The sequence below is a fragment of the Streptomyces sp. CA-142005 genome (genome assembly GCF_050942335.1).
Classification (GTDB): domain Bacteria; phylum Actinomycetota; class Actinomycetes; order Streptomycetales; family Streptomycetaceae; genus Streptomyces.
Genome location: NZ_CP192078.1, coordinates 3220185 through 3235761, shown reverse-complemented (window position 1 = coordinate 3235761; position 15577 = coordinate 3220185). Strand labels below are relative to the sequence as shown.

At 72.0% G+C, this 15577-nt stretch carries 13 protein-coding genes and 1 pseudogene; 8 read left to right on the top strand and 6 right to left on the bottom strand.

The features are described 5' to 3' along the window. Positions 1 to 22: 22 nt before the first annotated feature. A complete protein-coding gene (locus ACQPXS_RS15355; protein WP_433449778.1) occupies positions 23 to 724 on the bottom strand; it encodes a class I SAM-dependent methyltransferase in 702 nt (233 codons plus the stop codon). An 83-nt stretch (positions 725 to 807) separates the two neighbouring features. After that, entirely contained in the window at positions 808 to 1434 is a 627-nt protein-coding gene (locus ACQPXS_RS15350) for a DUF3043 domain-containing protein (RefSeq protein ID WP_351798560.1), read from the bottom strand. Positions 1435 to 1680: 246 nt separating this feature from the next. On the opposite strand from ACQPXS_RS15350, the gene ACQPXS_RS15345 reads away from it, so the two are divergent. From ACQPXS_RS15345 to ACQPXS_RS15320, 6 genes and pseudogenes are all read left to right on the top strand, one after another. Then, a complete protein-coding gene (locus tag ACQPXS_RS15345) occupies positions 1681 to 2472 on the top strand; it encodes a PspA/IM30 family protein (RefSeq protein ID WP_433449776.1) in 792 nt (263 codons plus the stop codon). A 33-nt stretch (positions 2473 to 2505) separates the two neighbouring features. Next, the gene (gene pspAA, locus ACQPXS_RS15340; protein WP_433449775.1) at positions 2506 to 2784 is read left to right on the top strand and encodes a PspA-associated protein PspAA; all 279 of its coding nucleotides are present in this window, start codon (positions 2506 to 2508) and stop codon (positions 2782 to 2784) included. Between the two features lie 491 nt (positions 2785 to 3275). Next, positions 3276 to 3390 (top strand): annotated as a pseudogene (locus ACQPXS_RS15335) (DUF5819 family protein); the annotation flags it as partial. Between the two features lie 599 nt (positions 3391 to 3989). Continuing rightward, entirely contained in the window at positions 3990 to 5222 is a 1233-nt protein-coding gene (locus ACQPXS_RS15330) for a sensor histidine kinase (RefSeq protein ID WP_433449774.1), read from the top strand. Then, positions 5219 to 5899: a response regulator gene (locus tag ACQPXS_RS15325; protein ID WP_433449772.1), complete on the top strand. Its 681-nt coding sequence runs from the start codon at positions 5219 to 5221 to the stop codon at positions 5897 to 5899. Before ACQPXS_RS15330 ends, ACQPXS_RS15325 begins: the two co-directional genes overlap by 4 nt. A gap of 129 nt (positions 5900 to 6028) precedes the next feature. Then, positions 6029 to 9130: an efflux RND transporter permease subunit gene (locus ACQPXS_RS15320; RefSeq protein WP_433449771.1), complete on the top strand. Its 3102-nt coding sequence runs from the start codon at positions 6029 to 6031 to the stop codon at positions 9128 to 9130. Between the two features lie 51 nt (positions 9131 to 9181). On the opposite strand, the gene nadA is transcribed toward ACQPXS_RS15320, so the two are convergent. Next, complete coding sequence (nadA, locus tag ACQPXS_RS15315; protein ID WP_433449768.1) at positions 9182 to 10366, bottom strand: quinolinate synthase NadA; 1185 nt, start codon at positions 10364 to 10366, stop codon at positions 9182 to 9184. 263 nt (positions 10367 to 10629) lie between these two features. Between nadA and ACQPXS_RS15310 the strand changes: the two genes are divergently transcribed. Next, on the top strand, positions 10630 to 10986 hold the full coding sequence (locus tag ACQPXS_RS15310) for an iron-sulfur cluster assembly accessory protein (RefSeq protein ID WP_028422454.1): 357 nt from the start codon (positions 10630 to 10632) through the stop codon (positions 10984 to 10986). A gap of 115 nt (positions 10987 to 11101) precedes the next feature. Here the strand turns inward: ACQPXS_RS15310 and ACQPXS_RS15305 are convergent, their stop codons facing one another. Both ACQPXS_RS15305 and ACQPXS_RS15300 read right to left on the bottom strand, forming a co-directional pair. Then, on the bottom strand, positions 11102 to 12607 hold the full coding sequence (locus ACQPXS_RS15305) for a hypothetical protein (RefSeq protein WP_433449766.1): 1506 nt from the start codon (positions 12605 to 12607) through the stop codon (positions 11102 to 11104). A 102-nt stretch (positions 12608 to 12709) separates the two neighbouring features. Further along, positions 12710 to 12931 carry a hypothetical protein gene (locus ACQPXS_RS15300; protein WP_356315763.1) on the bottom strand — a complete coding sequence of 74 codons (222 nt, stop codon included), beginning with the start codon at positions 12929 to 12931 and terminating at the stop codon, positions 12710 to 12712. A 129-nt stretch (positions 12932 to 13060) separates the two neighbouring features. Between ACQPXS_RS15300 and ACQPXS_RS15295 the strand changes: the two genes are divergently transcribed. Further along, positions 13061 to 14035 (top strand): carbohydrate kinase family protein, encoded by a 975-nt coding sequence (locus ACQPXS_RS15295; protein WP_433449765.1) that lies wholly within the window; start codon positions 13061 to 13063, stop codon positions 14033 to 14035. A 35-nt stretch (positions 14036 to 14070) separates the two neighbouring features. Here the strand turns inward: ACQPXS_RS15295 and ACQPXS_RS15290 are convergent, their stop codons facing one another. Next, positions 14071 to 15450: a cysteine desulfurase/sulfurtransferase TusA family protein gene (locus ACQPXS_RS15290; RefSeq protein WP_433449763.1), complete on the bottom strand. Its 1380-nt coding sequence runs from the start codon at positions 15448 to 15450 to the stop codon at positions 14071 to 14073. Positions 15451 to 15577 lie beyond the last annotated feature (127 nt).

Here is a 15577-nt window from a genome sequence, read left to right as displayed (position 1 = left end):
CGCGCTGTTGGCCCGAACGGATTCAGCCGCGTACGCCGCACAGGTGCAGCAGTGCCGCCACGCCGCGGTAGGGGTCCGTGCGCCCGGCCCGCTCCTCGACCGCGAGCAGCGTCTGGAGGTCCTGCGGGATCTCCGTGTCGTCCGCAGCCGTGTCCGTGAACACCCGGACGCCGTACCAGGCGTGCAGCGGGGCCGCGATCCCGGCGAGCGTGGCGGTCAGCGAGGCCAGCCGGTCGGCCCGTACGTCCAGGCCGAGGCGGTTGCGGTAGGAGGTCGTGTCGAAGGCGGCCAGGGCGCCCGCCCAGTCGCCGGACAGGCCCGGCCGCATGGCGAGCGCGTCGCCGTTGCGGACGAGCAGGGAGAGGAGTCCGCCGGGGGCGAGCATCCTCGCCAGGCCCGCCACCAGCGGGTCCGGCTCCTCGACGTACATCAGCACCCCGTGGCACAGCACCACGTCGAAGCTGCCCGGCAGGAAGTGCACACCGGTGTCCCGCCCGTCGCCCTGCACCAGCCGCACCCGCTCGCGGATGCCCTCCGGCTGCGCGGCCAGCGCCTCCCGGGCGGCGGCGATCATCGTCGCGTCCTGCTCGACCCCGGTCACCTGATGGCCGAGCCGGGCCAGCCGCAGCGCCTGGGTGCCCTGGCCCATCCCGACGTCGAGCACCCGCAGCCGCTGCCCGACCGGGAACCGGCCGGCTATCTGCTCGTCCAGCTGCCGCGCCACCAGTTCCTGGCGTACGACATCACGCAGCCCGCCCAGCTTGTTCAGCCAGGCCTCGGCCGCACCCCCGGTGAAGGCCTCTGCGCTCAGGGTCGCTCTCCGCGCTTGACCTGCGGCTTCGGCAGCCGGAGCCGGCGCATCTGGAGGGAGCGCATCAGGGCGTAGGCGACCGCTCCGCGCGTGTTCTCGTCCGGGAAGCGCTCCGCCAGCCGCTTCTTCAGCCGGAAGCCGCTGAACGCCGCGTCGAGCACGATCAGCACGATCACCACCAGCCACAGCAGCAGCGCGATCGACTGGATCGCCGGCACCCGCACCACGCTCAGCACCAGGATCACCACGGCGAGCGGCAGGAAGAACTCCGCCACGTTGAACCGCGAGTCCACCCAGTTGCGGGCGAACTTGCGGACCGGGCCCTTGTCCCGGGCGGGCAGATAGCGCTCGTCACCCGTGGCGAGCGCCTGGCGCTGCCGCTCCAGGGCCTGGCGCCGGTCCTCGCGCTGGCGCTTGGCGGCCTCCTTGCGGTTGGTCGGCGTATGGGCCACGCTGCGCCGCTGGGACTGGGCCTCACTGCGCTTGGGCGTGGGCCTGCCCTTCGGGGCCTGCGGGTCACGGGGCTGCTTGGAGAGGGTCACCTGCGCCTTGTCGGCGGGGGCCTTCTCGTCCTTGGCACGGCTACGGAACACAAAACCCAAGGGTAAGGGCTTCACCGGCATGGACCCCAGCCCGGCGGGGAACGATCCCGCAACGCCGGACGTCTGTAGGGGGACAGAGGGGACGTTCCGGTGGGGGCCGGTGGGGGATCACCTACTCCTCACGCCGGAGCGATAGCGTCCGCAGTCGTCCTCGGGGATGAGCGCATCCGTCCCCGAACAGTGCGGTAATGGAGTCAGGGCCCGTACTGTGGGTCCTGTCGCAGGATCTGTGAGCTGGAGTCCGTCAGAAGGGGGCGCGCGAAGCCCATGAGCGGTGTCATGAAGCGTATGGGGATGATCTTCCGCGCGAAGGCGAACAAGGCCCTTGACCGGGCCGAGGACCCGCGCGAGACCCTCGATTACTCGTACCAGAAGCAGCTGGAGCTGCTGCAGAAGGTCCGCCGCGGCGTCGCCGACGTGGCGACCAGCCGCAAGCGCCTGGAACTCCAGCTCAACCAGTTGCAGCAGCAGTCCTCCAAGCTGGAGGACCAGGGCCGCAAGGCGCTCGCGCTCGGCCGCGAGGACCTGGCCCGCGAGGCGCTGTCCCGCCGCGCCGCACTCCAGCAGCAGGTGACGGATCTCGAAACGCAGCACGCGACCCTCCAGGGCGAGGAGGAGAAGCTCACCCTCGCGGCCCAGCGCCTGCAGGCCAAGGTGGACGCGTTCCGCACGAAGAAGGAGACCATCAAGGCCACCTACACCGCCGCCCAGGCCCAGACCCGGATCGGCGAGGCCTTCTCCGGCATCTCCGAGGAGATGGGCGACGTCGGCCTGGCGATCCAGCGGGCCGAGGACAAGACGCAGCAGCTCCAGGCCCGGGCCGGCGCCATCGACGAGCTGCTCGCCTCCGGCGCCCTGGACGACCCGACCGGCATGGCGAAGGACGACATCGCCGCCGAGCTGGACCGGATCTCCGGTGGTACGGATGTAGAGCTGGAACTGCAGCGCATGAAGGCCGAGCTGGCCGGAGGCTCCCCGCAGCAGGCCATCGAGGGCGGCACCGGGCAGGGGCAGTCCCAGCAGCAGCCGCAGGACACCCCGCGCTTCGACAAGCAGTAGTCCGGCGCCGGGACCCGAGCCGAGGAGGCCGACGTGATCGTACGGATCATGGGGGAGGGCCAGGTCAGGCTGGACGACTCCCACGTCGTCGAGCTGAACAAGCTGGACGACGAGCTGCTGCGGGCGATGGAGGCCGGCGACGAGGCGGGCTTCCGCCGCACCCTCGGCGCCCTCCTCGACTCCGTCCGCCGGCTCGGCACGTCGTTGCCGGACGAGGCGCTGGAACCCTCGGAACTGATCCTTCCCTCGCCGGACGCGACGCTGGAGGAGGTCCGGGAGATGCTCAGCGACGACGGGCTGATCCCGGGCTGACGTCCGGGCGCCCGGAGAGCGGAAGCTTCTGCGGTACGGCGGCTGTGGGCCGACTGCGGCCGCCCGCGCAGTTCCCCGCGCCCCTTGGGGTCGCGCATCGCCGCCGTAGCCGACAGCGACAGCCGGCCTCGCGCAGCCCGCGGACAGTTGTGCGGCTGGGGGGCGGCACGGCTGGGCACTGTCGGTACCCCTTCCAGGGGAGCCACCCTGCCGGCGCGGGCGAGCGGATCCCCCGTCGTTGGCCGGCTGCGCCCCGCACCCTACTGGCGCGGGTGGGCGGACCCCTGTCGTCCAGTGGCAGCGTCCCGCACCTCGCCAGAGCGGGGGAGCGGCCCCCGTCGTTCGGCGGCAGTGTCCCGCATCCTGCGACTGAGTGAAACGGGGGACGGGGCGGAATGGACGCGTACGACAAGGACCCGGGGGCCCGACCCGACCCCGGCGGGTCGGCCCGCGGCAGCCGCGCCCGCCTGGGGATCCGCGCCGGCCGGGGACTGGTGCCGAGCCATACCCAGCAGAACGAGCTGCGCCGCGCCTGGGACTTCTTCACCGCCACGCACAGCACCGACAACCGCCCGGTGGGCATGCGCGGCTCCCTCTCCGAGCACCGGCCGACCGCGACGGCGTCATACAGCGCGTGCAGATCCGGTCCAGCACTGGCGCGGGTGGGCGGATCCCCCGTCGTCCAGTGGCAGCGCTCCGCCGCCCTGTCGGCGCGGCCCAACGAAGCGGCTCGTCGTTCAGTCGCTGCGCTCCGTACCTCGTCGGCGCGAGTGAGCGGCCCCCGGCGCCCAGCGGCAGCGCCCCGCGCCTCGTCGGCGCGGGTGAGCGGATCCCCCGTCGTTGGTGGCTGCGCCCCGCATCCTGCTGGCACGGGTGAGCCGGATCCCCCGTCGTTCGGGGGGCAGTGCTCCGCGCCCTGTCGGCGCGGAGCAACGAAGCGGCTCGTCGTTCAGTCGCAGCGCCGCGCACCTCGCTGGCGCGAGTGAGCGGCCCCCGTCGCCCGGCCGCTGCGCCCCGCGCCTCGTCGGCGTGGGTGAGTGGATTCCCCGTTGTTCGGCGGCAGCGCCGCGCATCCTGCCGGCGCGGGTGAGTGGATTCCCCGTCGCCCGGCGGCAGCGTCCCGTCCCTCGTCGGTGCCGGTGAGCGGACCCAGCCCCGACCAGCTGCGGCATGGGCACCTTGCGCGTCCCCGTACTGTTCCCTAGGTGAGCACTCTCGAACGCGCCCGGTGCGGCCTCAGGGCCCACCCCCTCGCCCTGGACGCGTCCATCGCCGCCGGCGTGCTGGCATGCATGGTCGCCGGCTCCCTCGTCGTGCCCCGCGGAGCGAACGGCGTCACCTGGGGCGTGCGCACCCCCGACCCGCTCAGCCTCCTCCTGATGCTGCTCGCCGCGGCCACGCTGGTCTTCCGTCGCCGCGCCCCGCGGACGGTCCTCGCCGTCACCGGCGCCCTGTCCGTGATCGAGTGCGTCACCGGCGACCCCCGCGCCCCCGTCGCGATGTCCGCCGTGATCGCCCTGTACACCGTCGCCTCGACCACCGACCGCACCACCACCCTGCGCGTCGGCCTGCTCACCATGACCGTGCTGACGGCCGCCGCCATACTGGGCGGCCCGCTGCCCTGGTACGCGCAGGAGAACCTCGGCGTGCTCGCCTGGACCGGCATCGGCGCGACCGCCGGGGACGCCGTACGCAGCCGGCGCGCGGTCGTCCAGGCCATCCGGGAGCGGGCGGAGAGAGCCGAACGCACCCGCGAGGAGGAGGCCCGCCGCCGGGTCGCCGAGGAGCGGCTGCGCATCGCCCGCGATCTGCACGACGTCGTCGCCCATCACATCGCCCTCGTGAACGTGCAGGCCGGGGTGGCCGCGCACGTCATGGACAAGCGGCCCGACCAGGCCAAGGAGGCCCTGGGGCACGTACGCGAGGCCAGCCGCTCGGCGCTGGAGGAACTGCGCGCCACCGTCGGACTGCTCCGTCAGTCCGGTGACCCCGAGGCCCCGACCGAGCCCGCTCCCGGCCTGAGCCGGCTGGACGAACTGGCCGACACCTTCCGCCACGCGGGGCTCCCGGTGGAGGTGGCCCGCGCCGACCAGGGCACGGAACTCCCCGCCGCCGTCGGCCTCGCCGCGTACCGGATCATCCAGGAAGCGCTGACGAACGCCCAGAAACACGCCGGCGCCGACGCCAAGGCCGAGGTCAGCGTCGTACGCGTCGGACCGAACATCGAGGTCACCGTGCTGGACGACGGCGCGGGCGCGGCCGGTGTGCCCGGGGACGGCGGCGGGCACGGACTGCTCGGCATGCGTGAGCGGGTCACCGCCCTCGGCGGCACCCTCACCACCGGGCCCCGCTACGGCGGCGGCTTCCGCGTCCATGCGATCCTGCCCCTCAAGACCCGAAGCGAGACCCGTACGACGGCCCCGGGGGAGCCCGCATGACGATCCGTGTCCTGCTCGCCGACGACCAGGCACTGCTGCGCAGCGCGTTCCGGGTGCTGGTCGACTCCGAGCCCGACATGGAGGTGGTGGGGGAGGCCTCCGACGGGGCCGAGGCGGTCCGGCTGGCCAAGGAGCAGGCCGCCGACGTCGTCCTCATGGACATCCGGATGCCGGGCACGGACGGGCTCGCCGCCACCCGGCTGATCAGCGCCGATCCCTCCCTGGCGCAGGTCCGCGTGGTCATCCTGACCACCTTCGAGGTGGACGACTACGTCATCCAGTCCCTGCGCGCGGGAGCCTCCGGCTTCCTCGGCAAGGGCAGCGAGCCGGAGGAGCTGCTGAACGCCATCCGGGTCGCGGCGGGCGGTGAGGCCCTGCTGTCCCCGGCCGCCACCAAGGGGCTGATCGCCCGTTTCCTCGCCCAGGGCGACGGCGACGACGGCCGTGACCCCGCCCGCTCCGAGCGCCTCGGCGCGCTCACCGGGCGGGAGCGCGAGGTGCTGGTCCAGGTCGCCGGCGGCCACTCCAACGACGAGATCGCCGACCGCCTCCAGGTCAGCCCGCTCACGGTGAAGACGCACGTCAACCGGGCCATGGCCAAGCTGGGCGCGCGCGACCGGGCGCAGCTCGTGGTGATCGCGTACGAGTCGGGGCTGGTGCGTCCGAGGGCGGACTGATCTCCACCCGGGCGTACTGCGGGCGCAGTAGGGCCGGGATAAGGAAATCGACCCAGGGCTTACAAGAGCGCGCCCTGCCATGGCTCAGGGTGAGAGGGTCTGCCGCTCACGGAAGAGAGACCCTGATCCATGTCCTGGCTGTCGAGATTCAGCCTCCGGCAACGGGCCCTGATCGCCCTGATGTCGCTCGTCGCGCTCGTCTTCGGGCTGATCGCGATTCCCCAGATCAAGCAGCAGCTGCTGCCCACCATCAACCTGCCCATGGTGTCGGTGGTCGCGCCGTACCAGGGCGCCTCGCCCGACGTCGTCGAGAAGCAGGTCGTCGAGCCGATCGAGAACAACCTCCAGGGCGTCGACGGTGTCACCGGGGTCACCTCCACCGCCAGTGAGGGCAACGCCGTGATCATGGCGTCCTTCGACTACGACAACGACACCAAGCAGATCGTCTCCGACGTCCAGCAGGCCGTGAACCGGGCCCGCAACCAGCTCCCGGACGGCGTCGACCCGCAGGTCGTCTCCGGGTCCACCGACGACATGCCGACCGTGGTCCTCGCCGTCACCTCGGACAAGGACCAGCAGGCGCTCGCGGACCAGCTGGACAGGACCGTCGTACCGGCGCTGAAGGACATCGACGGCGTCGGCCGCGTCCAGGTCACCGGCGTCCGCGACCTCCAGGTCACCGTCACCCCGGACGACGCCGAGCTCGCGCGGGCCGGCCTCACCTCCGCCGCGCTCGGCCAGGCCCTCCAGGCGGGCGGCGCGACCGTCCCGGCCGGCTCCTTCGACGAGGACGGCGTGAGCCGCACCGTCCAGGTCGGCGGCGGCTTCACCTCGCTGCGGCAGATCCAGGACCTCATGGTGACCGGCGAGCGCGGCGGGAAGCCCGTGCGCCTCGGTGACGTGGCCGCCGTCAAGGAGCAGCCGGCCCCGGCCGACTCCATCACCCGCACCGACGGCCGGCCCAGCCTCGCCGTCAACGTGACGATGGACCACGACGGCAGCGCGGTCACCATCTCGGACGCGGTCAAGGACAAGCTGCCCGACCTGCGCGAGCAGCTCGGCTCCGGCGCGAAGCTCACGGTCGTCAGCGACCAGGGCCCGGCGGTGTCGAAGTCCATCAAGGGCCTGACCACGGAGGGCGCGCTCGGCCTGCTCTTCGCGGTCCTGGTCATCCTGGTCTTCCTGGCGTCGATCCGCTCGACGCTGGTGACCGCGGTCTCCATCCCGCTGTCGGTGGTGCTGGCCCTGATCGTGCTGTGGACGCGCGGCCTGTCGCTGAACATGCTCACGCTCGGCGCGCTGACCATCGCCATCGGCCGGGTCGTGGACGACTCGATCGTGGTCCTGGAGAACATCAAGCGGCACCTCGGCTACGGCGAGGAGCGCAAGGAGGCCATCCTGGGCGCCGTCCGCGAGGTGGCCGGCGCGGTCACCTCCTCCACCCTCACCACGGTCGCCGTGTTCCTGCCGATCGGCCTGGTCGGCGGCATGGTGGGCGCCCTGTTCGGCTCGTTCAGCATCACGGTGACGGCGGCCCTGCTGGCCTCCCTGCTGGTGTCCCTGACGGTCGTCCCCGTCCTGTCGTACTGGTTCCTGCGCGCCCCGAAGGGCACCCCCGAGGACGCCGTGGAGGCCCGCCGCCGGGCCGAGGAGAAGGAGGCGAACAGCCGCCTCCAGCGCGCCTACGTCCCCGTCCTGCGCTTCGCCACGCGCCGCCGCCTCACCAGCGTGCTGATCGCGATCGTGGTCCTGGTCGTCACGTTCGGCATGGGCGGCCTGCTGAAGACGAACTTCTTCGACCAGGGCGAGCAGCAGGTCATCACGGTCAAGCAGGAGCTGAAGCCCGGCACGAGCCTGGCCGCCACCGACGCGCAGGCAAGGCGGGTCGAGAAGCTGCTCGCCTCCACCGAGGGCGTCAAGGACTACCAGGTCACCGTCGGCTCCTCCGGCTTCATGGCGGCCTTCGGCGGCGGCACGGACTCCAACCAGGCGTCGTACCAGGTGATGCTGGAGGACTCGAAGTCGTACGACAAGGTGCAGAAGCACATCGCGGACGGCCTCAAGCAGCTCAGGGGCATCGGCACGACCACCGTGTCGGCCGGTGACGGCTTCGGCAACCAGAACCTGAGCGTGGTGGTCAAGGCCTCCGACCCCGAGGCGCTGCGCACGGCGGCCGAGCAGGTCCGCTCCACGGTCGCCGGCCTGGACGACGTCACCGACGTCACCAGCGACCTGTCCACCAGCGTGCCCCGGATCTCGGTCAAGGCGAACGCCAAGGCGGCGGCGGCCGGTTTCGACGACCAGAAGCTCGGCGCAGCGGTCGCCCAGGCGGTGCGCGGTACGACGGCGGCCAAGGCGATCCTCGACGACACCGAGCGCGACGTCGTCGTGAGGTCGGCGAAGCCCGCGACCACGCCGGCCCAGCTGAAGAACCTGCGCCTCGGCCCGGTGAAGCTCGGCGACATCGCCACGGTGAAGCTGGTGGACGGCCCGGTGTCGCTGACCCGGATCGACGGCCGGCGCGCCGCGACCATCACGGCCAAGCCGACCGGTGACAACACGGGCGCGGTCAGCACCGAGCTCCAGTCGAAGATCAAGGCCCTGAAGCTGCCGGCGGGCGCGAAGGCCGAGATCGGCGGCGTGACCTCGGACCAGAACGACGCGTTCAAGAACCTGGGCCTGGCCATGCTGGCGGCGATCGCGATCGTCTTCATGCTGCTGGTGGCGACCTTCCGCTCGCTGGCCCAGCCGCTGATCCTGCTGGTGTCGATCCCCTTCGCGGCGACGGGTGCGATCGGCCTGCTGGTCGCGACCGGCACCCCGATGGGCGTCCCGGCGATGATCGGCATGCTGATGCTGATCGGCATCGTGGTGACCAACGCGATCGTGCTGATCGACCTGATCAACCAGTACCGCAGGCAGGGCCACGGCGTCGTGGAAGCCGTCGTCGAGGGCGGCCGCCACCGCCTCCGCCCGATCCTGATGACGGCCCTGGCGACGATCTTCGCGCTGCTTCCCATGGCCCTGGGAGTCACCGGCGAGGGCGGCTTCATCGCCCAGCCCCTCGCGGTCGTGGTCATCGGCGGCCTGGTCACGTCGACCCTGCTGACCCTGCTCCTGGTCCCGACCCTCTACGCGATGCTGGAGCTGCGCAAGGAGCGGCGGGCGAAGAAGCGCGCGGCCAGGCGGGAGGCGAAGGCGGAGAAGGTGCTGGAGCCGGCCGGAGTCTGACGGTATGGCAAAGGGCCGGGTCTCGTACGAGGCCCGGCCCTTTCGTGGGTGCTAGGGGAGCGCCAGCATCCGCTCCAGCGCCAGCTTGGCGAACGCCTCGGTCTCCTTGTCGACCTCGATCCGGTTGACCAGGTTGCCCTCGGCCAGGGACTCCAGGGTCCAGACCAGGTGGGGCAGGTCGATGCGGTTCATGGTCGAGCAGAAGCAGACCGTCTTGTCGAGGAAGACGATCTCCTTGTCCTCGGGGGCGAAACGGTTCGCCAGGCGGCGGACCAGGTTCAGCTCGGTGCCGATGGCCCACTTGGAACCGGCCGGGGCCGCCTCCAGGGCCTTGATGATGTACTCGGTGGAGCCGACGTAGTCCGCCGCGGCCACGACCTCGTGCTTGCACTCGGGGTGGACCAGGACGTTCACACCCGGGATGCGCTCGCGCACGTCGTTGACGGAGTCGAGGCCGAAGCGGCCGTGGACGGAGCAGTGGCCGCGCCACAGGATCATCTTCGCGTCGCGCAGCTCCTGAGCCGTCAGCCCGCCGTTGGGCCTGTGCGGGTTGTAGACCACGCAGTCGTCCAGGGACATGCCCATGTCCCGGACGGCGGTGTTGCGGCCGAGGTGCTGGTCGGGCAGGAAGAGCACCTTCTCGCCCTGCTGGAAGGCCCACTCCAGCGCCCGCTTGGCGTTGGAGGACGTGCAGATGGTGCCGCCGTGCTTGCCGGTGAAGGCCTTGATGTCGGCGGAGGAGTTCATGTACGAGACCGGCACGACCTGCTCGGCGATGCCCGCCTCGGTCAGCACGTCCCAGCACTCCGCGACCTGCTCGGCCGTCGCCATGTCGGCCATGGAGCAGCCGGCGGCGAGGTCGGGCAGGACGACCTTCTGGTCGTCGGAGGTGAGGATGTCCGCCGATTCGGCCATGAAGTGCACACCGCAGAAGACGATGTACTCGGCCTCCGGGCGCGCGGCCGCGTCCCGGGCCAGCTTGAAGGAGTCGCCCGTGACGTCGGCGAACTGGATGACTTCGTCGCGCTGGTAGTGGTGGCCGAGCACGAAGACCTTGTCGCCGAGCTTCTCCTTGGCCGCGCGGGCGCGCGCGACCAGGTCCGGGTCGGACGGCGAGGGCAGGTCACCGGGGCACTCGACGCCCCGCTCGCTCTTCGGGTCGGCCTCACGGCCGAGCAGCAGCAGGGCGAGCGGAGTCGGCTGCACGTCGAGTTCCGGGGTCTGGGCGGTGGTCACGACACGCACCCTTTCTACTTTTCGTCTAACTGACGCTATCTATCATAACCGGTTCACGTCAGTTTGACGATGGCCATAGCGTCGATGTGACGTGAATCCCGCCAACTCCCTCTTCGGGCCGCTGTCTGCCTTCCCGGTCGTATGCGAGCATGAAGACGGAAGCAAAAACGCGACAACGTGACTGCCCGGCCCGGAATGAATCCGCGGAAGCGCCGGTTGCACTCGTCGGCAAGCAGTCTCCGTACAACCCGGGAGAGATGTAGATGTCCGTATCGGACGAGACCACCACCGTCACCGACGGCATCATCCTGACCGACGCCGCCGCGGCCAAGGTCAAGGCCCTGCTCGACCAGGAAGGCCGCGACGACCTCGCGCTGCGTGTCGCCGTCCAGCCCGGCGGCTGCTCCGGCCTGCGCTACCAGCTCTTCTTCGACGAGCGCTCGCTCGACGGTGACGTGGAGAAGGACTTCGGCGGGGTCAAGGTCGTCACGGACCGCATGAGCGCTCCGTACCTGGGCGGCGCGACCATCGACTTCGTGGACACGATCGAGAAGCAGGGCTTCACGATCGACAACCCGAACGCGACCGGCTCCTGCGCCTGCGGCGACTCCTTCAGCTGAGCCGAGGGACCAGGTCCGACGGTTTGCCGACGGCGGCACTCCCCGCGTGGGAGTGCCGCCGTCGGCGTATGCCGAAGGGCTGAGCCGCAGTGCGCCCCCGAAGGGGCGCGAACCGTCACCGCCCTCCCCGCAACGCCCCCGGCTTGCCCTGCGGAATACGGCTGCCGTCGTCACCGACCACGGTCCGCCCGTCCAGCGGCGCGGCCAGCCGCACGGTCTTCACGTACTCCTTGGCGATCAGCACACACACCTTGTCCGGCCAGGGGTGCTCGGCGACGCTCACGGTCACCCGCCCGCCGCTCTCCTTCGCCGCCACCGTGTAGTCGGCACACACCCCGCCGAAGAAGCTCACGGTCAGATCCCGGCCCTCGGCCGTGTAGCCGGTGACCTTCACCGTCCGGGTGGTGGGCGTCCCGGACACCGGCGGAGCCGAGGGCGTGGCCGCCGACGCCACATACCGGGGATCGACCGCCGGGTACGCAACCGTCGACGCGCCCTGGCCGGCAGGCCCCCGCACCTCGAACAGCCAGGACGGCACCAGCGTCTGCCGCCCGGCGACGGAGTGCGCGGCCAGCCCGAACACCGCCTTCTCCACGGTGACGGTGTCCCGTCCCGGGTCAGCCCCCTGCTTCGGCACCGCGGTGGACCCGCCGCAGGGCTGCTCCAGCCGGTTCTTCAGCGGCACCGGACTGGCGCAGCCGCCGATCCCCATGCGGTGGTCGCTCCTCGGCGCCGCGTTCATCAGCGTCAGCGTCTTCGCGGCGCTCAGCACGGGGTACGTGTCGCCCTTCACCGGAGCCCCGAGCAGCCCGTGCCCGCCGACCAGCTCGCCCTTCTGGTCCACGGTCAGGCCGGTCGTCCAGCCGTACGTCGGCAGCCCGCCGACCACCGGATCGGCGTTCACGACCCGCTGGCTCCCCATGACCTGGCTCGCGTCGATCTTCGCGTCGTCCAGCCCCGCCGCCTTCAGCACCGGCGCGGCCGCCTCGGTCGCCTTCCGCACGCTGACCGGGGCGCCGGTCGGGCCCATCGGGTCGTGGGTGCACAGGACACCCTTCCTGCAGTCGTCGGTGCCCGGCGCGTACCGGCTGAACGTCCAGCTGCCCGGCGCGTCCCGGTTCACCGTCAGGCTCGGCCCGGAGCCGTCCTTGCCGCCCACCCGCCAGATCCGGCCCTCGGCCACCGGTGTGCCGTCGATGCCCAGCGCCTTGGCCAGCCGGGCCACCGCGTCCTTGCCGACCTCGCCCTTCGGCTCGTACACCGGCGCGGAGCCGGGGCCGGCCGGCAGCTCGCCATGGGCGACGTACAGGGCGCCGTACGGGTTCGGCTCGCCCGGGGCGATGCCGCCCGTGCCGGTCCGGCCGTCCAGCGCGAGCGGCGGCGGAGTGGCGCCGGCCGTGCCCGGTCCGCCCGTACGGCCGCCGGAGTCGCCGCTCGCCGCGAGGTAGGCGCCACCGCCGCCGACCAGCAGTACGGCGGCGGCGACGGAGACGACGACGAGCCGCGACCGCCGCCTGCCGGACCGCACGCCCTCATGACCCGCGGTCTCCGCGCTCCCTGCGCTCTCCGTGTGCTCGGAGCCCTCGGGGTGCTCGCGGTTCTCGGGTCGCTCGGTGTTCACCGCATCGCTCCTCGCTGGTCGTATCCCGCCTCCCCCGCCCGGGGGACGGCGATGGGACGCGCGAGGGGAGCGTGCGGTTCCCTGCGAAACGCGCCCCGGCTGTCAGTCGCCGTAGTCGGACATCGCGTCCAGCAGCCGCGCGGACCGCGCCGGCACGGTCACGCCGTGGATCAGGGACGGCGGCACCGGCCGGGGCTCGGCGTGCTCCGGGGCCGCCCAGTGCGGAGCCATCCGGGCGCAGTCGCCGCGCAGCGACGCGAGGTCGCCCTCCGGGTCACTCCCGAGGCCGGCGGGGGCGGTGTGGCGGAACTCGAGGTTCGTCATGACCGCACCGTAGGCCTGCTCCGGGCCGCGAAGAAAGATCTACTATCGGGTAGTTTCGCCAACTACAGAGTGAGCGGCCGACCCGGTAGCGTGAACTGTCAACCCAGCCTCCCGCAGGAGATCCCCGTCGTGCGCATCGCAGTCACCGGCTCCATCGCCACCGACCACCTCATGACCTTCCCCGGCCGTTTCGCCGACCAGTTCGTCGCGGACCAGCTGCACACGGTTTCGCTCTCCTTCCTCGTCGACAACCTGGACGTGCGCCGCGGCGGCGTCGGCGCGAACATCGCCTTCGGCATGGGCCAGCTCGGCACCGAGCCGGTCCTGGTCGGTGCCGCCGGCTTCGACTTCGACGAATACCGGGCCTGGCTCGACCGGCACGGCGTGGACACCGACTCGGTCCGGATCTCCGAGACCCTGCACACCGCCCGCTTCGTGTGCACCACCGACGCCGACCACAACCAGATCGGCTCGTTCTACACCGGCGCGATGAGCGAGGCCCGCCTCATCGAGCTGAAGACCGTCGCCGACCGCGTGGGCGGCCTGGACCTGGTCCTCATCGGCGCCGACGACCCGGAGGCGATGCTCCGCCACACGGAGGAGTGCCGCTCCCGCGCGATCCCCTTCGCCGCCGACTTCTCCCAGCAGATCGCCCGGATGGACGGCGACGAGATCCGGGTGCTGCTGGACGGCGCGACCTACCTGTTCTCCAACGAGTACGAGAAGGGCCTCATCGAGTCCAAGACCGGCTGGAGCGACGCCGAGATCCTGGCCAAGGTCGGCCACCGCGTCACCACCCTCGGCTCGCGCGGCGTGCGCATCGAGCGGGTCGGCGAGGACCCCATCGAGGTCGGCTGCCCCGAGGAGGAGCGCAAGGCCGACCCCACGGGCGTCGGCGACGCCTTCCGCGCGGGGTTCCTGTCGGGACTGGCCTGGGGCGTCTCGCTGGAGCGCGCTGCCCAGGTGGGCTGCATGCTGGCGACGCTCGTCATCGAGACGGTCGGCACGCAGGAGTACCGGCTGCAGCGCGGGCACTTCATGGAGCGGTTCGTGAAGGCGTACGGCGACGAGGCCGGGGAGGAAGTGCGGGCCCACCTCGGCTGAGGCGGGCCTCCGGCCACTCACCCCTTCCCGGCCGCTCAGCCGACCCGGCGTACCAGGTACGCCGTACCCCTCTCCGCGGGTTCCTCTCCGACGTACTCCTGCCCCCGCATATCGCACCACGCCGGGATGTCCAGGCGGGCGGCCTCGTCGTCGGAGAGGACCCGTACGATCCCGCCGACCGGTACCTGCCCGAACACCTTCGCCAGCTCGATGACCGGGATCGGGCAGCGCTTGCCCAGGGAGTCGACGAGCACTTCCCCGGCGCCCTGCCGGGCGGCCGGTGCCGCCGGTGCGCCCAGCTTCTCCCGTACCCCCGCCACCGCGTCCGGCAGCACCGCGAGGAAGCGCTCCACGTCCTCCTCGGCCGTCCCCGTCGGCAGGGACACCCGTACGTTGCCCTCGGTCAGCACGCCCATCGCCTTCAGCACATGGCTCGGCGTCAGCGTGCTGCTCGTGCAGGAGGAACCGGAGGAGACGGAGAAGCCCTCCCGGTCCAGCGCGTGCAGCAGCGCCTCGCCGTCGACGTAGAGGCAGGAGAAGGTGACGATGCCGGGCAGCCGGCGCTCGGGGTCGCCGACGACCTCCACGTCCGGCACCAGCTCCGGCACCCGCGTCCGGATCCGGTCCGTCAGCTCCCGCAGCCGTACCGCCTCCTGGGCCGCCTCGGCCCGCACCGCCCGCAGGGAGGCCACGGCCGCCACGATCGCCGGGAGGTTCTCGAACCCGGGCGCCCGCCCCGACTCCCGCTCGTCGACGGGCCCTTGGGCGGCGAACCGCACCCCCTTGCGCACGACGAGCAGTCCGACCCCCGAGGGCCCGCCCCACTTGTGCGCGCTGGCCGCGAGCAGCGACCAGTCACCCTCGACCGGCCCCCACCCCAGCGACTGCGCCGCGTCCACCAGCAGCGGCACCCCGGCGGCCCGGCACACCTCGGCCACCTCGGCGACCGGCTGCACGGTCCCCACCTCGTGGTTGGCCGACTGCAGCACCGCCAGCGCCGTGTCCGGGCGGAGCGCGGCCTCGTAGGCGGCGGGTTCGACGGTTCCGGCCCGGCTGACCGCCACGTGGGTGACCGTCCCCCCGTCCGACTCGAACACCTCCGCCGCGTGGAGGACGGAGGAGTGTTCGACCGCTGACACGATCAGGTGGGATCCGACCCGCCGCCGCCCGGCCAACGCCCCCATCACGCCCGTATGTACGGCCCGTGTCCCGGAGGAGGTGAACACCACCTCGTCGGCCCGGCAGCCGAGGGCCTCGGCGGCGGCCTCCCGGGCAGCGTCCAGCAACATCCGGGCCTTGCGTCCTTCCCGGTAGAGCCGGGCAGGATCGGCCCACCCCTCATCCAAAGAGGCCAACAACGCCTGACGGGCCACAGGATGGAGGGGAGCGGCGGAAGCAGCATCAAAGTAGGCCATACGGCAACGCTAAACCGCCGGTCAGGGCAGCGTCCCGAAGGGGCGCGGGGCTGTGTCCACAGCGGCTTCGCCGCGGGGCGCGACCAGCCACAACTGACCCGCAGCCGCCAATCCAGCGAACCACCCG